15 protein-coding genes and 1 tRNA gene are annotated in these 20,768 nt (G+C 52.6%); 10 read left to right on the forward strand and 6 right to left on the reverse strand.

All coding sequences use genetic code 11. The features are described 5' to 3' along the window. Positions 1 to 65: 65 nt before the first annotated feature. The 3 genes from BN4609_RS08050 to BN4609_RS08060 all read right to left on the reverse strand — a co-directional run bounded on the left by BN4609_RS08050 (position 66) and on the right by BN4609_RS08060 (position 5,107). Positions 66 to 1,442, reverse strand: coding sequence for an MATE family efflux transporter (locus tag BN4609_RS08050; protein ID WP_068856371.1), 1,377 nt, complete (start codon positions 1,440 to 1,442; stop codon positions 66 to 68). Positions 1,443 to 2,914: 1,472 nt separating this feature from the next. Beyond that, positions 2,915 to 3,562, reverse strand: a complete 648-nt coding sequence (gene bamJ / locus BN4609_RS08055; protein WP_068856061.1) for a BamJ family beta-barrel-assembly machinery protein — start codon at positions 3,560 to 3,562, stop codon at positions 2,915 to 2,917. 3 nt (positions 3,563 to 3,565) lie between these two features. After that, complete coding sequence (locus tag BN4609_RS08060; protein WP_068856063.1) at positions 3,566 to 5,107, reverse strand: glycine--tRNA ligase; 1,542 nt, start codon at positions 5,105 to 5,107, stop codon at positions 3,566 to 3,568. 376 nt (positions 5,108 to 5,483) lie between these two features. On the opposite strand from BN4609_RS08060, the gene BN4609_RS08065 reads away from it, so the two are divergent. The 5 genes from BN4609_RS08065 to BN4609_RS08085 all read left to right on the forward strand — a co-directional run bounded on the left by BN4609_RS08065 (position 5,484) and on the right by BN4609_RS08085 (position 11,011). After that, positions 5,484 to 5,681: a hypothetical protein gene (locus BN4609_RS08065; RefSeq protein ID WP_068856065.1), complete on the forward strand. Its 198-nt coding sequence runs from the start codon at positions 5,484 to 5,486 to the stop codon at positions 5,679 to 5,681. A gap of 281 nt (positions 5,682 to 5,962) precedes the next feature. Then, entirely contained in the window at positions 5,963 to 8,707 is a 2,745-nt protein-coding gene (locus BN4609_RS08070; RefSeq protein WP_068856067.1) for a DNA gyrase/topoisomerase IV subunit A, read from the forward strand. Continuing rightward, the gene (locus BN4609_RS08075) at positions 8,694 to 9,509 is read left to right on the forward strand and encodes a DUF3316 domain-containing protein (RefSeq protein WP_068856069.1); all 816 of its coding nucleotides are present in this window, start codon (positions 8,694 to 8,696) and stop codon (positions 9,507 to 9,509) included. The genes BN4609_RS08070 and BN4609_RS08075 overlap by 14 nt, the downstream gene beginning before the upstream one ends. Next, positions 9,506 to 10,543, forward strand: coding sequence for a S41 family peptidase (locus tag BN4609_RS08080; protein ID WP_068856071.1), 1,038 nt, complete (start codon positions 9,506 to 9,508; stop codon positions 10,541 to 10,543). The genes BN4609_RS08075 and BN4609_RS08080 overlap by 4 nt, the downstream gene beginning before the upstream one ends. A gap of 90 nt (positions 10,544 to 10,633) precedes the next feature. Continuing rightward, positions 10,634 to 11,011, forward strand: a complete 378-nt coding sequence (locus tag BN4609_RS08085) for a RidA family protein (RefSeq protein ID WP_021992859.1) — start codon at positions 10,634 to 10,636, stop codon at positions 11,009 to 11,011. A gap of 613 nt (positions 11,012 to 11,624) precedes the next feature. Here the strand turns inward: BN4609_RS08085 and BN4609_RS08090 are convergent. Continuing rightward, positions 11,625 to 12,407, reverse strand: coding sequence for a DUF2490 domain-containing protein (locus tag BN4609_RS08090; protein ID WP_241033228.1), 783 nt, complete (start codon positions 12,405 to 12,407; stop codon positions 11,625 to 11,627). Between the two features lie 82 nt (positions 12,408 to 12,489). Next, positions 12,490 to 12,642, reverse strand: coding sequence for a hypothetical protein (locus BN4609_RS08095; protein WP_164071612.1), 153 nt, complete (start codon positions 12,640 to 12,642; stop codon positions 12,490 to 12,492). Between the two features lie 739 nt (positions 12,643 to 13,381). Here BN4609_RS08095 and BN4609_RS08105 point away from each other — a divergent pair. Continuing rightward, positions 13,382 to 13,463: transfer RNA gene (locus tag BN4609_RS08105), tRNA-Leu, on the forward strand. A gap of 306 nt (positions 13,464 to 13,769) precedes the next feature. Here BN4609_RS08105 and BN4609_RS08110 read toward each other — a convergent pair. Then, entirely contained in the window at positions 13,770 to 14,780 is a 1,011-nt protein-coding gene (locus BN4609_RS08110) for an aspartate-semialdehyde dehydrogenase (protein WP_068856077.1), read from the reverse strand. Between the two features lie 1,349 nt (positions 14,781 to 16,129). Between BN4609_RS08110 and BN4609_RS08120 the strand changes: the two genes are divergently transcribed. The 4 genes from BN4609_RS08120 to BN4609_RS08135 all read left to right on the forward strand — a co-directional run bounded on the left by BN4609_RS08120 (position 16,130) and on the right by BN4609_RS08135 (position 20,698). Beyond that, complete coding sequence (locus tag BN4609_RS08120; RefSeq protein WP_068856081.1) at positions 16,130 to 18,286, forward strand: cation:proton antiporter; 2,157 nt, start codon at positions 16,130 to 16,132, stop codon at positions 18,284 to 18,286. Positions 18,287 to 18,355: 69 nt separating this feature from the next. After that, on the forward strand, positions 18,356 to 19,093 hold the full coding sequence (locus tag BN4609_RS08125; RefSeq protein ID WP_068856083.1) for an ABC transporter ATP-binding protein: 738 nt from the start codon (positions 18,356 to 18,358) through the stop codon (positions 19,091 to 19,093). A gap of 37 nt (positions 19,094 to 19,130) precedes the next feature. Further along, positions 19,131 to 19,964 (forward strand): CvfB family protein, encoded by an 834-nt coding sequence (locus BN4609_RS08130; RefSeq protein ID WP_068856085.1) that lies wholly within the window; start codon positions 19,131 to 19,133, stop codon positions 19,962 to 19,964. Continuing rightward, positions 19,964 to 20,698 (forward strand): tRNA threonylcarbamoyladenosine dehydratase, encoded by a 735-nt coding sequence (locus BN4609_RS08135; protein WP_068856373.1) that lies wholly within the window; start codon positions 19,964 to 19,966, stop codon positions 20,696 to 20,698. Before BN4609_RS08130 ends, BN4609_RS08135 begins: the two co-directional genes overlap by 1 nt. Positions 20,699 to 20,768: the final 70 nt, after the last annotated feature.

Consider the following 20,768-nt stretch of genomic DNA (forward strand, 5'->3'; position numbering starts at 1 on the left):
TTGCCGGCGGATACGCTTCAATGAAAGGCAAAAAAGCGATTTGGCGGAATGACGACCTAATCGCGTCAAATCTTGTGATGCAGCCATTTGCCCCGGAAAAGACGCACAAGGAAAAGGATGCCTCGGAACGTCAGCTCCAGAGCCATAGCCGTCCATACACCCTTCAGTCCGTACTCCGGAGCGAGCAAAGCCGCAAGCGACAGACGCACGCACCACATGCTGAACAGATTGATGAGTGCCGGTTTGAGCGTGTCTCCGGCTCCCACACACACGCAATATACAACTATAGAGGCGGCGAACATCGGTTCAGCGAAAGCCTCTATGCGAAGACTCTGTATGCCGAGAGCACGTATCTCCTCTACAGGAGTGAGGATGCTCATCATGTCAGGAGCGAAAATATACATCACGGCACCCATCACAGCCATCACAGCCATGCCCAAGCCCACCGTCATGTGTGCGAAACTGCGGCACAGACCGAGTCTCTGGGCACCCTTGGTCTGCCCCACAAGTGTCGTGGCAGCGTCACCGATGCCGTATCCGGGCATGTAGCACAGACTTTCAACCGTGATGGCGAAGGTGTTGGCGGCAATGGCGAAGTTGCCCAGCGGAGCCACAATCATGGTGCTCACTATCTGCGCGCCGCTCATCAGGACCGACTGCAGGGCGATGGGTGTGCCTATCTTCAGCGCGTTGCGGACATAGGATGTAACCCAGCGGAAACGCTCGCTGTCCTGCCGTAAAGCCAGCATCTTGCTCCTGAAAATGGCAAAATATGCCTGCAAGGAGGCTGCCACCGTCACCGCAAGAGCCGTTCCTATAGCCGCTCCTACCACACCCAGTCCCATGACGAATATGAATATGTAGTTGAAAATGACGTCGAGCACACACATGAGCACGCTCACTATACTCGGGATGCGCATGTTGCCCGAACACTTCAGCATCGCCCCGCAAAGGTTGGACAGCTGGAACGAGGGCACGGCGAGCGAGAATATGAGGAAGTAGAGCGATGCGTCGCGAGCTATGTCCTCGCCTCCGCCAAGCCAGTAGGGCAGCCGCGAATGCACAGCCACCGCCAAAAGCAGCACCACCATACTTATTATCGTGGTACAGACAAGACCGTGACGGAACACCTGACGGGCTTTGCCGAAATCACCGGAGCCTATGAAATGTGCCGCCTGTACGGAGAATCCGAGCGACGCGGCATTGGTTATGCTGCCGAGAAGCCACGTGGTGGTCTCCACCAGACCTATCGACGCCGATGCCTCCGCGCCGATGTGACCCACCATGGAGGCGTCGATGAAGAACATGAGTACGGATGTAACCTGCGCGAGAATGGACGGAATACTCAGTCCTATGATAAGACTGAGTTTCTCGCTTGTGCTCACCGGCTTTCCCTCGCGTATGCCGGCAAGAAGCTCGTCACTGCTTTTCAATGAAAAAATACGTCCCAAAGCGGCTGCAAAGTTAACTCAAAAAAATGTGTAAAACGAATAAAACGACACCATATTATATATATACGGCACAACATTCTCCCAAAACATGACATCAGAACCAAGCCTCACCGCGTGCTGATGTCATACAGAGCCACGTCTGGTAATGCAGAGAATGCAACGGACAATCCCCCGGAAAACAAAAAGATGAAGTCATGCGCATGACCTCATCCTCATATAACTTTCCTGATTTCTGTTTCCTTATAATTAAACCTATTTCTTTTTTCCTATGCTTTCCCATGATGAGCAGCGGCTTATTCCTTGTTCTTCCTCACCGCCATACCTATTGCAGCTAACGCTGCAAATAGGGTCATCTTCATGCATCAAAATCCTTCTACCATCTTTCTACACTTCCTGACCTTTACCTATTGAACCTCCTGAACAACCTTTCTTATCAACCTTAACAACTAATACCCAAATCTGTTATCCTTCAATCTTTACCTGCCAATACCTTTTCTTTAAGTGTTATCCTCAATCTTATACCTTTTGTCGTTATCCTCAATCTTATACCTTTGACCAATACCCTGTTCTTATTTACTAATCCTTTTTATTTTTATCCGTTCTCAATCTTTACCTTATTTACTTTATCTCTCTCTTTTTTATTACCTATGAAGATCTTTTCTACTACCTATGAAGATTTATCTCTCTCAAATTAATCTTATCTGACGTCTTTCTTTTTGTACCTCGCGGTAGATTTCTTTTGACGATGCAAAGTTACAACCGTATGACATTCCACGCAACACTTTTGCATTACTTGTTCCAGAAAAATGCCTTATTTTTGACCTAAATCAACTACTGTGTGCGCACACAGTGGCTTTTTCATGAAAAAACAGTGCCAGTGAGGGCAATGAAAGCTTGCTTTCAAATTGCCGAATGCAGCCTGTTTTATAGAAAAAACATGTACAAGTCGGGGCAATGAAAGACTGCTATATTATTGCCGGACGCGGAATGTTTTTATTAAAGAAATGTACGAGCGAGGGATATGAAAGATTGTCGTATGGATGGCGAAAGAAGGCTGGTGTATTTGAAAACAACGGAAGCGAGGGATATCGGGCATCGGTATAACACCGTGAAGGTGGTGAAATCGATACAACATATATTATATATAATAATGTATAATATGTCGTTCCAAGCATCGGTAACATAATATCATAACAATGGCGCAAGCCTGTAGAGACGCAAAATCTTGCGTCTCACGAGCAACAAAAGCATATTTTCACAGCCATACAAATGTGCGGATGTATTGCGGAACGCCCGCTCGGGAGACGCAAGATTTTGCGTCTCTACTTTTACAGGCAGCGATGGAATGCATGGACAAGCGTCATGGTGGGGGCACATGATGAAAAAAACACGGAAAAAGGCGGACTCTACTGAATCCGCCTTTATACTGTATACTGATGCGCAGAGGCACCGTTGATGATGTGTCATTCCTCCACCCATCCCGCAGCTTTACGCGCCTTGGAGTCGGGCACGTCCACACCAGCCCTGTAATAGCTCACGAGTGTCACGTCGAACACCAGCGTGGAATAAGCCGGAATGGTACCGTTGTTGGTTGTGCCATAGGCAAGCTGATACGGGATGTACACCTTCCAGCGGTCGCCTATGTGCATGTGCTGCAGTGCGGTAGACAGTCCGTCCACCACTCCCGACACTCCGAACTTTGCCGGTGTGGACGTTGCCGGACTGTATTCTCCCGTGAACGACTTGTCGAAAACATATCCCTCGGGATAAGATGTCGACGGGAGCAGCCGTCCCTCATAGTGCACCTTCACAGAGTCTGTGTACAGAGGGCAGCCCGAGCCCGTGCCGTTCTCCAGCACATTCACCACGACGTGGTCGTAGGGATCCTTCGCCGCCGACTCCTCGAGCGACCACTGGCGTATCACCTTCCAGCTCTTGTCGCCCAGCGACGCACTCGACTTCGCCGTGGCATACAGGTTGTTGAAATAATCGTCATTGGTCTTCTTCCAGTTGGCGAACTCCTCCGGATCACCGTCACTCTCACTGCACGACGTGAGCAGAGCCATCGGTGCGAGCAGTGCAAACAGATATATAATAAGGTGTCTGTTCATATATTATTGCAGTTTTTTCAGCAGGCTGTATATGCTTACCTTGTCTTCTATGATGCCGCGCAGCTGGTCTATGCCCACACGTTCCTGCTCCATGGTGTCGCGGAAGCGCAGTGTCACGGTGTTGTCCTTGAGAGAGTCGTAGTCCACAGTCACGCAGTAAGGCGTGCCGATGGCGTCCTGACGGCGGTAGCGTTTGCCCACCGTGTCCTTCTCGTCGTACTGACAGTTGAAGTGGAACTTCAGGTCGTCTATTATCTTGCGCGCCATCTCGGGCAGTCCGTCCTTCTTCACGAGCGGCATCACGCACAGCTTCACCGGAGCCAGAGCGGCGGGCAGGCGTAGCACGGTGCGCGTCTCGCCGTTCTCGAGTTTCTCCTCGCAGAAGGAGTGACACATCACGGAGAGGAACATACGGTCCACTCCTATTGACGTCTCAATGACATACGGCGTGTAGCTCTCGTTGGTCTGCGGGTCGAAGTATTTTATTGAGCGTCCCGAGAACTTCTCATGCTGCGACAGGTCGAAGTCAGTGCGGCTGTGTATGCCCTCCACCTCCTTGAATCCGAACGGCATGTGGAACTCTATGTCGGTTGCGGCGTTGGCATAGTGGGCGAGCTTCTCGTGGTCGTGGAAACGGTAGTTCTCCGCACCGAAGCCCAGTGCCTGATGCCACTTCATGCGCGTCTGCTTCCATGTGTTGAACCACTCCAGCTCCGTGCCGGGCTTCACGAAGAACTGCATCTCCATCTGTTCGAACTCGCGCATGCGGAATATGAACTGCCGTGCCACAATCTCGTTGCGGAACGCCTTGCCTATCTGCGCGATGCCGAACGGCACCTTCATACGTCCGGTCTTCTGCACATTGAGATAGTTTACGAATATTCCCTGTGCCGTCTCCGGGCGCAGATATATCTTGCTTGTAGAGTCTGCGGTGGAGCCCATCTCCGTAGAGAACATCAGATTGAACTGTCTTACGTCGGTCCAGTTCTTCGTTCCGCTTATCGGATCGACTATCCCCTCGTCGAGTATTATCTGCTTGAGCTCCTCCAGATTCATGGCGTTCATAGCCACGCTGTAACGCTCGTGCAGCTCGTCGCGCTTCTTCTGGTTCTCCAGCACGCGCGGGTTTGTCTCGCGGAACTTAGCCTCGTCGAACGCCTCACCGAAGCGTTTGCGCGCCTTCTCCACCTCTTTGTTTATCTTCTCCTCATATTTTGCTATCTGATCCTCTATGAGCACGTCGGCGCGGTAGCGTTTCTTCGAGTCGCGGTTGTCTATGAGCGGGTCATTGAAAGCGTCGACATGTCCCGACGCCTTCCATATTGTCGGGTGCATGAATATGGCGGAGTCGATGCCCACGATGTTCTCGTGCAGGAGCACCATGCTCTTCCACCAGTATTCCTTGATATTGTTTTTCAGTTCAACACCGTTCTGTCCGTAGTCGTATACGGCTGCCAGACCGTCGTAGATGTCGCTGCTGGGAAACACAAAACCGTATTCCTTGCAGTGCGATACTATTTTCTTAAAAACGTCTTCCTGTGCCATTGTATAATTGTTTTCTTATATTTCGGATTCATAAAAGCGTACGTCACAGACATACAGAATGTCATCTCCGCGCACATTTTTTGTGTGCAAAGATAAGATAATTTGCCCAAAGCGCAAAACATTTTCACACACATTATACTTACGGGCGCGCCATTGTGACACACGCACACATTCCGATACACCATACATGAAGCACAGGGCGGCTAACCGCCACATGCCGGATGAATAAATATTCACAACCGTCACGGCAATGCATATTTATGCAATGTCAACTCCGCGAGAACGCCGCAGAGACGGAACGATGCGCCTTCGGCTGCAAATAAGCGAGTATTTTGAAGTTTACATAAAGGTCTGTCAATCAACCATTTGCGCTGTCATGCATCACGACAGTCCAATCGCAGCCATGCGGAAGAGCCTCTTCCGTCATGCCAAACGGGCTCTTCCGCGCCTCAGAAAAGCCTCTTCCGCCACACTGAAGGCACCGTTCCGCCACACCGAAACGGCATTCCTGCAACAGCGGAAGTACTCCGCCACCCCTCCGGACAGGCAGAAAAGGGGTGAGAAAAAGGGGTAGACATACCACATCGCCATTCCATCTGCCGTGAGAAACATATTTTATGACATCTCCGTTTTCTCTTTCCCGATTTTCAGTTGTCAAAATATTTTACTTTCCCTTCCGTATATTTATGCATCCTCCCACCCTCTCATTCTCTCCCCTCCCCACCCTCTCCCCTCCTCACCTTCCCACTCTCTCCCTTCCTCACCTTCCCCCTCTCCTCCCTTTTGCGTCCAAATCTTTCTCAGATAGGATTTTTTTCATTAACTTTGAAGCAAAATTTGTGACCACAGAAAAATATGAGTGACGAAATAAAAGACAACGAGAGTTTTGATGAAGAGATAAACAACGAAAGCGCGGACGATGCCGTCAATGTGCCGGAGGCGCGGTCAGACTACAAACCGGTGAACCGGTTTGACGCCTCGGCGGTGCACCATCTCAGCGGCATGTACCAGACGTGGTTTCTCGACTACGCCTCATACGTGATACTCGAACGCGCCGTGCCACACATAGAGGACGGACTGAAGCCCGTGCAGAGACGCATACTGCACTCCATGAAGCGCATGGACGACGGACGGTACAACAAGGTGGCGAACATCGTGGGACACACCATGCAGTTCCATCCGCACGGCGACGCATCCATAGGAGACGCCCTCGTGCAGATGGGACAGAAGGATTTGCTCATCGACTGTCAGGGAAACTGGGGCAACATACTTACCGGTGACCGGGCTGCCGCACCGCGTTACATAGAGGCGCGGCTGTCGAAGTTCGCGCTCGACGTGGTGTTCAACCCCAAGACAACCGACTGGCAGCTGAGCTACGACGGACGCAACCGCGAGCCCATCACGCTGCCGGCGAAGTTTCCGCTGCTGCTCGCGCAGGGAGCGGAGGGCATAGCCGTGGGTCTGAGCTCGAAGATTCTGCCGCACAACCTTGTGGAGATATGCGACGCGGCGATAAGCTATCTGCGCGGAGAGGAGTTCACCCTCTATCCCGACTTCCCCACAGGCGGCTCCATAGACGTGAGCAAATACAACGACGGACAGCGCGGAGGACAGCTCAAGGTGCGCGCCAGGATAGAGAAGATAGACAGCAAGACCATCGCCATAAAGGAGATACCGTACAGCAAGACCACGTCGACGCTCATCGACTCAATACTCAAAGCCATTGACAAGGGAAAGATAAAGGCGCGCAAGGTGGACGACAACACGGCGGCGGAGGTGGAGATTCTGGTGCACCTCACGCCGGGCATATCGTCCGACAAGACCATCGACGCGCTCTACGCCTTCTCCGACTGCGAGATAAACCTGTCTCCCAACTGCTGCGTCATTGAGGACAACAAACCGTGCTTCCTTACCGTCAGCGACGTGCTTCGCCACTCGGTGGACAGCACCATGGGGCTTCTGCGCAAGGAACTCGAGATAAGGCGCGGCGAGCTTTTCGAACAACTGTTCTTCGCCTCGCTCGAACGCATATTCATAGAGGAACGCATATACAAGGACAAGGGGTTCGAGAACGCGCCCGACATGGACGCCGCCGTGGCTCACGTGGACAACCGGCTGGAGCCGTTCAAGAAACAGCTGGTGCGCGAGGTGACCCGTGACGACATACTGCGGCTCATGGAGATAAAGATGCAACGCATACTGAAGTTCAACAAGGACAAGGCTGACGAACTCATACTCAAGACGAAGGAGGAGATAAAATCGATAGACCACGACCTCGCCCACATGACCGACGTCACCATACGGTGGTTCGAGTTCATAAAGGAAAAGTACGGCAAGGACCATCCCAGACGCACGGAGATACGCAGCTTCGACACCATCGAGGCGGCGAAAGTGGTGGAGGCGAACGAAAAACTCTACATCAACAGGCAGGAGGGATTCATCGGCACAGGACTGAAGAAGGACGAGTTCGTGTGCAACTGCTCCGACATTGACGACATCATCGTGTTCTTCAAGGACGGAAAATATAAGGTGATGCGCGTGGCTGACAAGATTTTCGTAGGCAAGAACGTGATGCACGTGCAGGTGTTCAAGCGCAACGACAGGCGCACCACATACAACGCGGTATACCGCGACGGCAGAAATGGACCGTCATACATCAAACGCTTCAACGTGACGTCGATGACACGCGACCGCGAGTACGACCTCACGCAAGGCACACCGGGCTCGCGCGTGCTCTACTTCACAGCCAACCCGAACGGTGAGGCGGAGGTGATAAAGGTGACGCTGGAGGTGACCGCCAAGATGAAGAAGATTTTCCTGGAGAAGGACTTCTCCGACATCGCCATAAAGGCACGCACCGCTAAAGGCAACATTCTTACCAAACATGCCGTCAACAGGATAGGACTGAAGAGCCACGGACGCTCCACACTCGGAGGAAGGAAGGTGTGGTTCGACGCCGACGTGAACAGACTGAACTACGACGGACGCGGGAAGCTGCTCGGAGAATTCAACGACGGCGACTCCATACTTGTGGTGCTCGACGACAACGAGTTCTATATCACCGACTTCGACGCCAACAACCACTATGAGGACAACATCCGCATAATAGAGAAATGGAACCCCGGCAAGGTGTGGACAGCAGTGCTCTACGACGCCGACAACGACAACTATCCTTACATAAAACGCTTCTGCATGGAGGCTACGAAACGCCACCAGAACTTCCTCGGCGACAACCCGCAGAGCAGGCTCGTGCTTCTCACCGACACGGTATACCCGCGCATACGCGTGACATTCAAGCCGGTGGAGGGCAGAGACGGCAACTCCACGCAACGACCGCCCATGGAAATAGACATGGAACAGTTTGTTGGAGTGAAGGGATTCAAGGCTAAAGGCAAGCGCATATGCACATGGGAGGTTGAGGACATAGAGGAGCTGGAGCCTCTGAGAATGCCGGAGCCTGAACCGGAAGACGCGCCCGACGGTGGCGAAGAACCGGAGGAGGAGCCGGAGAACCTCGATCCGGACGCAGGAAAAAGCAGGCAGCAGGTGATAGACGAGATGACAGGACAGCTTAATCTCTTCGGCGATGACGACATGTAGAGTGTTTATCGCGGCGGCGGCACTGCTCTACGCCACCGCGTCACGGGCGCAGAGCGACACCATAACGTCGGACAAGGTGATAACGAACGCACGAATGGCTGCCATAGGGTCGGCTGACATACTCGACACTTATCTCTCGCCGGAGAAATACAAGGGTGTGGAGCTGCGCTACATATCGCACACCACACGCGACTCCGAACGCAGCCGCTGGTCGCGGAGGATAACCCATCAGGGCAGCATATCCTACGCCGACAACCGCTCGGGCAACGGAGCGGAGATGGCGGGAGCGTACTTCTTCCAGTACGCATGGCTTTACAACTGGCGTCTCTCAGGCAACAGACTGAACCTGAAGGCGGGTGCCGCAGCCGACGCCACCATCGGTTTCATCTACAACACACGCAACGGCAACAACCCGGCGCAGGCAAGGGCAATGGTGAACATAACGCCTACGGGAAGCGCGGACTACAGATTCACCCTCGCGGGCAGACCGTTCACCGCGCGCTATGAGCTGAACATACCGCTCTGCGGACTGATGTTCAGCCCCAACTACGGGCAGTCTTACTACGAGATATTCTCACGAGGCAACTACGACCGCAACATTGTGCCTACCACATTCGTATGCTCACCGTCGGTCAGACAGATGCTATCGCTCGACTTCACCATAGGACGCACGACGCTGCGGGCTGGTTATCTGTGCGACATACAGCAGGCTCGGGTGAACAATCTGAAGTCGCACATCTACACGCACGCCTTCATGATAGGCGTGGTAAGGCGGTTCAAACTCATAAAGATACATCCATGAGACGACTGACACTGTTTTTTCTCTACATCACGGCTATGACGGCATGCATCACTTCATGCGTTGACGAGGAGGAGTATGCCGACAATCCGCGCGGCAACTTCGAGGCTCTGTGGCACATAATGGACGAGCACTACTGCTTCTTCGAGGCGAAGGGCAAGGAGTACGGGCTCGACTGGGACGAGGTACGCAGCCGCTACTCGGTGCAGATGAGCGACAACCTGACGGAGGACCAGCTGTTCGAGATTCTCGGCAACATGCTCGGCGAACTGCGCGACGGGCACGTCAACATGTACTCGGCGTGGGACGTGGCGCGCAACTGGTCGTGGAAGGAGGACTATCCGTCAAACTACAGCGACACGCTTATAAGAAAATACCTTGGCACGGACTACCGCATAGCGGCGGGAATGGAATACCGCGTGCTCGACGACAACACGGGTTACCTGCGCTGCAAGTCGTTCTCCACGGCTCCGGGCGACGGCAATCTGGACGAGATACTGCTTTTCCTCGCACCCTGCAACGGACTCATCATCGACCTGCGCGACAACAGCGGAGGCATGCTCACGGCTGCGGAGAAACTCGCGGCACGCTTCACCAACGAGGAGATATGCGTGGGTTACATGCAGCACAAGACCGGTCCGGGGCACAACGACTTCTCCAAGATGGAGGAGCAGAGGCTCAAGCCTGCCAAGGGACTGCGATGGCAGAAACGCGCCGTGGTGCTTACCAACAGGGCGGTATACAGCGCAGCCAACGAGTTTGTGAAGTACATGAAGTGCTGTCCGGGCGTTACCGTCGTGGGCGACAGGACGGGCGGCGGAGCAGGAATGCCCTACACGAGCGAGCTCCCTATAGGATGGAGCGTGCGGTTCTCGGCATGTCCCATGTACGACACTGACAGACAGACCACCGAGTTCGGCATAGAGCCTGACTACAGGGTGTCGCTCGAGAATGCCGACATGCTGCGCGGAAGGGACACCATAATAGAATACGCACGGCGCATCATCAACGGCGGCACGGCGGAAGACACTCACTGAACACTACGGACACCGCGTACGGCAACGGCACGGAAATGATACGACAACACGGAAAACCAATATTCACACAACAATAAAACATCAACACACATGAAAGCAATAAGCACAGAAAAGGCTCCGAAAGCAATCGGACCATACAGTCAGGCCATCGAGGCAGGAGGAATGGTATTCGTCTCCGGACAGCTTCCCATCGATCCGGCAACTGGAATGTTTGCAGAGGGTGGCATAAAGGAGCAGACCAGACAGTCGCTCACCAACGCTATGCACATCCTGGAAGAGGCGGGCACTGACCTGGCACATGTTGTCAAGACCACCGTTTTCCTCTCCGACATGGACAACTTCGCCGCTATGAACGAGGTGTATGCCGAGTTTTTCAGCATGCCTTTCCCCGCACGGTCGGCTGTGGCGGTGAAAACGCTGCCCAAGAACGCACTTGTGGAGGTGGAATGCACTGCGATAAAAGGGTAAAAAGGTACAAAGGTAAAGAGGTAAAAAGGCGGGGGAAAGGGTAAAAAGGTAAAAAAGTAAAGAGGTAAAAGGCAATTGGAAAGGGTAAAAAAATAAAAAGGTAAAGAGGTAAAAACAGGCGGATTGGAACAAGACAGGAGCGACATGGAGCTTCTTGATAATGCATGTCAACATTCAAAAGACAGCTCGTCGATACCTCAAACGTTATTTTTACTTCTTTACCTTTGTACCTTTTTACCCTTTCCAATTGCCTTTTACCTTTTTACTTTTTTACCCTTTTACCCTTACCAATTGCCTTTTACCTCTTTACCTTTTTACCCTTTTACCCTTTCCAATTGCCTTTTACCTTTTTACTTTTTTACCCTTTTACCCTTAATCCCGTCTTTTTACCTTTTTACTTTTTTACATCTTTACCTTTTAAACCAAATTGGACCGGTCGTGAAGATGCCCCGACCGGTCCGTGTTACCCTAAAAACAGCAATTGACTCACGTCAATATTTTATTATGAAAACATTCGTCTTATTATGAAATAAAAGTTTGATTACAGCAACCGTGAGCCTTGCGGAAGCACCGGCTGCGCGACCTCCGTCATGACACATATGCCTTTCACGCACTACAACTTTATCCTGTAGCTCAGCCCGAGCACATGTTCGTCGGTGTCGTCATCATCCTTGTCGTTGTTTACATTCTGATAAAGATAATACAACCCCACGCTGTGCGTCATCGTGATTTTCCACTCCGCGCCCACTATATAGCGCGATTTCTCCAGCGAAAACGAGTTGTACATCTCGGCACTGGCATAAGGGTCTATCCTGCATCCGGGAATATCGTACTCCACTTTGAGCCGCGAGCGCAGCACATTGTGCCCCTTGCCTCTCACATTATAGTCCTCCCACAATCCGTTATCATAGTCGTAACGCTCCGTGGTTTTCCTCGGACGGTAGGTGTACTGCCATCTTTCGCGCAGCGAAATACCGAACCTTCCTGTCTTGACACTACCAGTGAGCGACACGTTGAAGCGGTGGCGCAGTCCCCAGTAGGACGGTCTCCGACTGTTGTATGAGCCGTCCTCATGAAGGGTTATCTCCTCGTCGTTGTTGTCGTAGAGCAGAGTGTATCCTGCTGAGAGCTTCAGTCCGTTCACAATCTTGTAGCTTCCTTCCAGTCCTAAGCTCCATCTGTCGGCTGTTCCGGAATTGTCGCGCGTTCTGAACTCGCCTTCAGCCCCGACGCTCCATTTCTCTCCAAGACTCTTCTCCGCACCCACCGTTGTCCATACACCGAAGTCGCTATGCTGCGCCATAATGCCTTCAGGCATCATGAGAAGCACCGTCAGCAACACGGCAGTACGCACGGCACGCACCGTCCACGTCTCTATATATCTTCTACTGTTCATTTCTCGTGTGATAATTTCAGTCCGCTGCTTATCCTACTGCCGTCCTCATACACATCCGTTTCACCGTAAACCTTCAACGTAGTCATACCCCTCGGAGCGCATCTGAATACACTGTGCGGCACGAAGCTGTGCGTCCGCCTTCTGTTTCCTGCACGCTGCAAGTGTCCTTAGCCATGAAAACGAGCCTTGCGGACAACTTTTCTGTAGCCGCAATCCCTACATCCGTCCAGTTCATAAGATATATGCCGTTCTTTTCGTCAAGGGTAATAGGTTCAAATAAATACAGCAGTCCGGTCACAGCAGTAAATTTATAGTTGTTTTGTAGAGACAATGCAAACGAGCGGAAAGGGAGCTTGCTCCTATTTTCCCGAGTGCAGCTTGTCTTCTACAAAGACAATGCGAGGCGAGTGCAACAGCAAGACGGTGAAACGAAGTTTTACCGGACTTGATACTGCCGAGCCGAAGCTTGTCTTCTACAAAGACAATGCAAACGAGCGGAAAGGGAGCTTGCTCATGCTTTCCCGAGTGCAGTTTGTCTTCTACAAAGACAATGCGAGGCGAGTGCAACAGCAAGACGGTGAAACGAAGTTTTACCGGACTTGATACTGCCGAGCCGAAGCTTGTCTTCTACAAAGATAATGTAATATTCATTACAACGCAAACAAAACCATCCATTATATCTTTTTTTCACAATAAATTAAGCATAAAAGTATATGTGCGGTGCGTTTTCGTAGAATCGACAGTCCGCATATAACATCATTCCAACACGCAGCCCGTCTCCTTGTCGGTCCCTCCCCGCGATATACTTCCGAATGAACAGCCCTGCCGAAGGCAACTAAAAAAAATACCGTTTCGTTCGTATATGATATAAAAAAAGTGTAACTTTGCAGCGATTCCTGTTCATGCAGAATCACAGCGACCGCAACACGCCACCACACAGGTGGAAAAAACGTCGGTTACGGTACACTCTACTCGCGCTTGTGGCGGAATTGGTAGACGCGCCAGACTTAGGATCTGGTGTCTCGCGACGTGTAGGTTCGAGTCCTATCAGGCGCACACGCACAACGCCGGACGGTTTTTCATTACCGCCCGGCGTTTTATTTTCACATCACACCTTTATCTATATACATGCGCGCATACATTAATATAATATGATGCATACATTAATATAATGGCACGAAAAATATCTTACGGCATGCCTTCCCGTCACTGTCTGTCCCACGCGAATAATGCCGCGAAGCCACGGCAGCGTCAACGTCATGTCTGAGCCCTAATCATACGCGCATGAAAAAACGGCGTATGCTGAGGTTGGCTCACAGCATACGCCGTATGTATATCCACCGGTCTGCCGACCGTCACAAATCATTTCACGTCACCCACCTTTATCAGATATTCGGCTATCTGCACGGCGTTGAGCGCGGCACCCTTGCGTATCTGGTCACCGCTGAGCCACAGCGTGAGACCGCAGTCGTCGGTAAGGTCCTTGCGGATGCGTCCCACGTACACATCGTCCAGTCCGGCTGTCTCCAGCGGCATAGGATAGACAAGGTTCGCCGGGTCGTCCTTCAGCGTACATCCCGGTGCGGCTGCTATTGCCTTACGCGCATCCTCGACACTTATCGGAGTCTCCGTCTCTATCCATACGCTCTCCGAATGGGAGCGGAGCGACGACACACGCACGCATGTGGCAGAGCATTTCACGTCGCTGTGCATTATCTTCCGTGTCTCGTTGAACATCTTCATCTCCTCCTTTGTATACCCGTTGTCAGTGAAGACATCAATCTGCGGAATGACGTTATAGGCGAGCTGATGCGGGAACTTCTCCACAGTCACAGGCTTGCCCTCCACGAGCTGCTCATACTGCTGCTGCAATTCAGCCATCGCAGCGGCACCCGCGCCGCTCGCGCTCTGGTAGCTCGACACGTGCACACGGCGTATGTGACTGAGCTGCTCCAGCGGTTTGAGCACCACCACCATCATTATTGTAGTGCAGTTGGGGTTGGCGATGATGCCGCGCGGACGGTTGAGCGCATCCTCGGCATTGCACTCCGGCACAACCAGAGGCACGTCGTCACACATGCGGAACGCGCTCGAGTTGTCTATCATCACAGCTCCGTGCTTGGTGATTGTGTCGGCATACTCCTTCGATGTGCCTCCTCCTGCGGAGACGAAAGCTATGTCGACATCCTTGAAATCATCGTTGTGCTGCAACAGTTTCACCTCGTAATCCTTTCCCTTGAAGCTGTATTTTCGTCCAGCCGAACGCTCTGAGCCGAACAACACCAGTTCATCCATCGGGAAATCACGCTCTGCAAGTATGCGCAGGAACTCCTGTCCTACGGCTCCGCTTGCTCCTACAATTGCTACTTTCATAATGTTATAGTGTTTATGTTGTTATATATCGGTATGCCGGACGGCATCTTCCGCACCGCCTTACCGTGACTTCAAAATATCGACGAGCCGAAGCTTATCTTATGACAAAGATAATGCAAGGCGAGCGCAACAGCAAGGCGGGAAGACGAAGTCTTACCAGGCTTGATACTGCCGAGCCGAAGCTTATCTTATGACAAAGATAATGCAAGGCGAGCGCAACAGCAAGGCGGGAAGACGAAGTCTTACCAGACTTGATACTGCCGAGCCGAAGTTTATCTTATGCAAAGATAATGCAAACGAGCGCAATGAGAGCTTGCTCTCACATTGCCGAGTGCAGCTTATCTTATGCAAAGATAATGCAAGGCGAGTGCAACAGCAAGGCGGGAAGACGAAGTCTTACCAGACTTGATACTGCCGAGCCGAAGCTTATCTTATGCAAAGATAATGCAAACGAGAGGAAAGTAAGCTTGCTTACAGTTTCCCGAGTGCAGCTTATCTTATGCAAAGATACAACATTTCCATTAAAATGCAATTACCACGACTTTATTTATCACAAAGCCATGCGAATCATCCGCCTCTGCCGTCCCTCCCCACACACCACATGCAGACATCATCGCATCCTGTCTCCGTCATACACGGGTCAATATGTGATTAACATTATTTTAATATTACACTATAATAATTTAACTTTTCTAATCTCACAATCAGGAAAAGACTTAGCCGATAAATGTATACAACACAACCGAAAAGGAACAATCATACAGTCGTACGCAAAAGACCGGATTGCAGGAAAGCCTGTTCCGCATCGCCAAACGGTATGTCTCATGCTACGAAGAAGGCTCTTTCGTGTTGCAAAAGACACTATTCGGCACGACAGAAAAGGCTCTTTCGTAAAACAGATGACAAAGCACCGCGAGCCGTCTGAAGCCTAACAGCGTATCAGTCAGCAGGTTACGGAAAGACTGCAAAAACCGTCATTTTCCGCGAAAACAGCGTCCAGAGCGTCCGTGTTTCAGAATACGGCAGTTTTAGAGACAATGTTTTAACATTTAGGATATACAATATGTTAATTTATATTTACCAAAACTATTCCGCCATATTATATCCGCCATTCTTTCCCACACTGTCACCCGTTCCGCAGACCAAGCCACGCGCCGCTGTGTCACAGCGTCGGTCACGCGATATCACGGCAATGACGCGGAGGAAAGTCAGACTGCATGCGTGCGCTGAAACGCCCAAATAGCGTCCCGTAACACCCATTTCCGCATTTTTTTTCGTTTATTCCAGCGATTTTGATTAAGTTTGCATATTAATCAGACAACAGACATACAAACACCGGCAACATACCTATGTCCCAGATAGCGCAATACTTTCCGATAACCGATCCCACGCTGATATTCTTCGTGGTGATGATAATCATACTCTCGGCACCCATCATCATGGGAAAGCTACGTATTCCCCACATCATCGGAATGGTGCTCGCCGGAGTGCTCATAGGCAAGTACGGACTCAACATTCTGGTGCGCGACGACTCCTTCGAGCTGTTCGGCAAGGTGGGACTGTACTACATCATGTTCCTCGCGTCGCTCGAGATGAACATGGACGGCATACGTAAGGACGGACGGAGGTTTCTCACTTTCGGTCTGCTCACATTCTCCGCGCCGTTCGTGCTTACCTACATCATGAGCTACACGCTGCTCGGCTACTCCCTTCAGGCGTCGCTGCTGCTGGGCTGCATCATGGCTTCCAACACTCTGATAGCCTATCCCATAGTGAGCCGTTACGGACTCCAGCGCAAGAAGAGCGTGTCGCTGAGCGTCGGCTCGTCCATGATCTCGCTGCTGATGGCTCTTGTCACGCTCGCCGCCCTCGTGGCATCACACAGGGAGAGCACAGGTTTCTGGTTCTGGGTGTGGTTCGCAGCCAAGTTCTTCGTGTACATCGGGGCGATGGTTCTCGTCATACCGAGGCTCACGCGATGGTTCCTGCGCCGCTACAGCGACGCCGTGATGCAGTTCATCTTCGTCATGTCGATGCTCTTCATGAGCGCAGCCCTGAGCGAGGCAGTGGGTCTTGAGGGCATCTTCGGAGCCTTCGTCGCCGGACTCATACTCAACCGCTACATACCCCACGTGTCGCCTCTGATGAACCGCATAGAGTTCATCGGCAACGCCCTGTTCATCCCCTATTTCCTCATAGGCGTGGGAATGCTCATCAACGTGCGCCTGCTCTTCGCCGGGACAGGCATCATATGGGTAGTGCTCGCCATCACCTTCATAGGCACCTTCGGCAAGGCGATAGCGGCATATCTGTCAGCCCGCATGTTCCGCCTGCCGCTCTCGTCGGGCAACATGATGTTCGGACTCACCTCGGCACACGCCGCCGGCTCGATAGCCATGATAATGGTGGGCATGAGGATAGAGACCGCTCCGGGACAGGTGCTCGTGAACGACGAGATGCTCAACGCCGTGGTGATAATGATTCTCTTCACGTGCATCATATCGACGATGATGACCGAGTCGGCTGCACAGCAGATAATACTGCGCGACAAGGACATGCCGCAGGACGAACAGCAGACCGACGACGAGCGCATACTCATACCGATGAAGTATCCCGAGTATGCCAACAGACTGCTGAGTCTTGCCATCATGATGCGCAACCCTAAGCTGCGGCGGGAGATTGTGGGGCTTAACGTGGTGTACGACGACGACGACATGCGGGCAAACCAGGAGCGCGGACAACGCCTTCTCGAGAATGTGAGCAAGTATGCGGCGGCTGCCGACGTGAAGATGCAGACTCAAGTGAGGGTCGCAGCCAACATAGCCAACGGCATAAAGCATGCCTTCAAGGAGTTCCGCGCGTCGGAGATAATCATCGGGATGCACATGCACAAGGAGGTGTCGCAGAAGTTCTGGGGCGCGTTCCACCAGAGCCTGTTCAACGGACTGAACAACCAGATAATAATGGCGCGACTCAACCAGCCGCTCACAACCATACGGCACATACACGTGGCGGTGCCGTCGAAGGCGCAGTTCGAACCGGGATTCTACCGCTGGCTCGAACGTCTGGACCGCCTCGCGGGCAACATGGAGTGCCGCATGATGTTCCACGGACGCCCCGACACGCTCTCGCTCATCAACAAATACACCATGCAGCACCATCCGGACGTGAAGGCTGAATACATGGCTATGGACCATTGGAACGAGCTGCCACGCCTCGCGGCGAACATAAGCGGGGACAACCTATTTGTGGTTGTGGCTGCGCGGAAGGGCACCGTGTCATACAAGAACGCGATAGAATATCTGCCCGAGGAGCTGACAACGCATTTCTCCGGCACGAATCTCATAATAATATTCCCCGACCAGCACGGCAACGCCATGGACGAAATGACCTTCGCACAGCCTCAGCACACCGAGGACCGCAGCGCATACGAGAGCATCGGCAAGTGGATAAACCGCATGAAGAAGTCGGGGAAAAGCCCTGCCGACGGCAACGCGGAACAATGAACACCGCACGGAGAGGCAACGCCAACGCCGCGCCAAGGCAAGAGACAAACGACAAACACACTGCATTTTATGATAGACATCAAGGGAATTACAAAAAGCTTCGGCTCACTGCAGGTGCTCAAAGGCATCGACCTGCACATCGACAAAGGCGAGGTGGTGAGCATAGTAGGTCCGAGCGGAGCGGGAAAGACCACTCTGCTGCAGATCATCGGAACGCTCGACAGACCTGACAGCGGCTCAATCGTCATCGACGGGACTGACGTGAGGAAACTCAACGCGGCACAGATAGGCGACTTCCGCAACCGACGCTTAGGCTTCGTGTTCCAGTTCCACCAGCTCCTTCCGGAGTTTACGGCACTGGAGAACATTATGATTCCGGCATTCATAGGGGGTACCGGCAAGGCTGAGGCGAAAGAACGCGCAGGCGAACTGCTGCGATTCATGGGACTGGAAGACCGTGCCACGCACAAGCCGGCTGAACTGTCGGGAGGCGAGAAACAGCGCGTAGCGGTGGCAAGGGCACTGATGAACAACCCGGCGGTGATTCTTGCAGACGAGCCCAGCGGCAGCCTCGACTCAAAGAACAAGGAGGAGCTGCACCGCCTTTTCTTCGAACTGCGCGACAAGTTCGGACAGACGTTCGTCATAGTGACACACGACGAGAACCTGGCAAGCATAACCGACCGCACCATAGTGATGAAGGACGGAATGCTCGAAAGCTGCTCCTCAACAGCTGTCACGCACATTTCCGACCCCGTCGCGGAAAACGCTGCGGAGGAGAGCAATGGTTCACGCGACGGCGAATGAACTTTCACATACATCAAAAGCAAAAAGACTGACTCATATGATAAAGCTCGGCGACTACAACATACTTACCGTCGTGAAGGAGGTTGACTTCGGTCTGTATCTCGACGGAGGCGACGAGGGGGAGATACTCCTGCCGCGCCGCTATGTGCCGGAGGGTGCCTGTCCTGGCGACACGATGGAAGTGTTCATCTATCTCGATAACGAGGAGAGGCTCGTGGCTACCACGGAGATTCCTCGGGCGAAGGTGGGCGACTTCGCATATCTTGAAGTGGCGTGGGTGAACAACCACGGGGCGTTCCTCGACTGGGGACTGATGAAAGACCTCTTCTGCCCGTTCCGCGAACAGAAGATGCGCATGGAGAAAGGCAAGAGATACATAGTGCACGTGCACATCGACGAAGAGAGCTACCGCATAATGGCTTCGGCAAAGGTGGAACACTTCCTGAGCGAGGACATGCCGCCATACCGTCGCGGCGACGAAGTGGACATGCTAGTGTGGCAGAAGACCGATCTGGGCTTCAAGGTCATTGTGGACAACACGTTCCAAGGGCTCATCTACGACAGCCAGATATTTGAGGACATACACACGGGCGACCGTATGAAGGGCTACGTCAGCAACGTACGGGAAGACGGGAAGATAGACCTCATGGCGCAGCCGTCGGGACGCCGGCACACCAAAGACTTCGCCGAGGCACTGCTGGAATACTTGCACGGCAACGGCGGAACGTGTCCGCTGGGCGACAAGAGCGACGCGGAGGACATAAAGAACATGTTCCATGTGAGCAAGAAGGTGTTCAAACGCGCCGTCGGCGACCTGTACAGACGGAGGCTGATAAGCATCTCCGACAAATCCATAAAACTGAACAGATGATGCAGAAGTGGTATGCAAGGACAGAGATGCTGTTCGGACGTGACGCCATAGAGACTCTCGCCAGAGCGCGCGTTGCAGTGTTCGGTGTAGGAGGAGTGGGCGGTTATGCCGTCGAGGTGATGGCTCGCAGCGGTGTGGGACACATCACTCTCATCGACAACGACACCGTGAGCATAACCAATCTCAACCGCCAGATAATCGCACTCAACAGCAACCTCGGGGAGTATAAGGTGGATGTGGCACGCCGGAGGATTCTCGACATCAACCCTGAATGCAACGTCAATGCCATACGCATGTTCTACCTGCCGGAGGAGGCGGGCAACATTGACCTGTCAGAATACGACTATGTGGCTGACTGCATAGACACAATAAAGGCGAAGATAGACATAGCCATGCGCTGCCACGGGCTCGGTGTGCCGCTGATAAGCAGCATGGGGGCGGCAAACAAGTTCGACCCTACAATGTTCAGAGTGGCTGACCTGAGCAGGACAAGCATGGACCCGATAGCCAAAATCATGCGGAAGAAACTGCGGAAGGCTGGCATAGAGCATCTGAAAGTGGTATACAGCGAGGAGCAGCCAGCGCATTCACCGGCACAAGACGCGCCGGACAGCGGTGCCGAAGCCTCAAAACGCCCGGTTCCGGCAAGCAATGCCTTCGTGCCGGCGGCGGCAGGTATAATATTAGGTGGGGAAATAGTGAAGGACATCATAGGCTTTCCCGGAAAATCATAAAGCGGCACGCCCGGCACAGGCACGCGATGCTGATGTGACACGACCGCCTGAACGGAATGGAAAAGACAAT

The organism is Leyella lascolaii (assembly GCF_900079775.1).
In the GTDB taxonomy this organism is placed as follows: Bacteria; Bacteroidota; Bacteroidia; order Bacteroidales; family Bacteroidaceae; genus Prevotella; species Prevotella lascolaii.

Excerpts from the sequence above, each read along its gene's own strand:
- BN4609_RS08125 (WP_068856083.1), top strand. The coding sequence starts at position 18,356 with ATGATAGACATCAAGGGAATTACAAAAAGCTTCGGCTCACTGCAGGTG.
- BN4609_RS08080 (WP_068856071.1), top strand. The coding sequence starts at position 9,506 with ATGAGACGACTGACACTGTTTTTTCTCTACATCACGGCTATGACGGCA.
- BN4609_RS08060 (WP_068856063.1), bottom strand. The coding sequence starts at position 5,107 with ATGGCACAGGAAGACGTTTTTAAGAAAATAGTATCGCACTGCAAGGAA.
- BN4609_RS08065 (WP_068856065.1), top strand. The coding sequence starts at position 5,484 with ATGCATCACGACAGTCCAATCGCAGCCATGCGGAAGAGCCTCTTCCGT.
- BN4609_RS08130 (WP_068856085.1), top strand. The coding sequence starts at position 19,131 with ATGATAAAGCTCGGCGACTACAACATACTTACCGTCGTGAAGGAGGTT.
- BN4609_RS08070 (WP_068856067.1), top strand. The coding sequence starts at position 5,963 with ATGAGTGACGAAATAAAAGACAACGAGAGTTTTGATGAAGAGATAAAC.
- BN4609_RS08075 (WP_068856069.1), top strand. The coding sequence starts at position 8,694 with ATGACGACATGTAGAGTGTTTATCGCGGCGGCGGCACTGCTCTACGCC.
- BN4609_RS08110 (WP_068856077.1), bottom strand. The coding sequence starts at position 14,780 with ATGAAAGTAGCAATTGTAGGAGCAAGCGGAGCCGTAGGACAGGAGTTC.
- BN4609_RS08135 (WP_068856373.1), top strand. The coding sequence starts at position 19,964 with ATGCAGAAGTGGTATGCAAGGACAGAGATGCTGTTCGGACGTGACGCC.
- BN4609_RS08095 (WP_164071612.1), bottom strand. The coding sequence starts at position 12,642 with ATGAACTGGACGGATGTAGGGATTGCGGCTACAGAAAAGTTGTCCGCA.
- bamJ (WP_068856061.1), bottom strand. The coding sequence starts at position 3,562 with ATGAACAGACACCTTATTATATATCTGTTTGCACTGCTCGCACCGATG.
- BN4609_RS08120 (WP_068856081.1), top strand. The coding sequence starts at position 16,130 with ATGTCCCAGATAGCGCAATACTTTCCGATAACCGATCCCACGCTGATA.
- BN4609_RS08085 (WP_021992859.1), top strand. The coding sequence starts at position 10,634 with ATGAAAGCAATAAGCACAGAAAAGGCTCCGAAAGCAATCGGACCATAC.
- BN4609_RS08090 (WP_241033228.1), bottom strand. The coding sequence starts at position 12,407 with ATGAACAGTAGAAGATATATAGAGACGTGGACGGTGCGTGCCGTGCGT.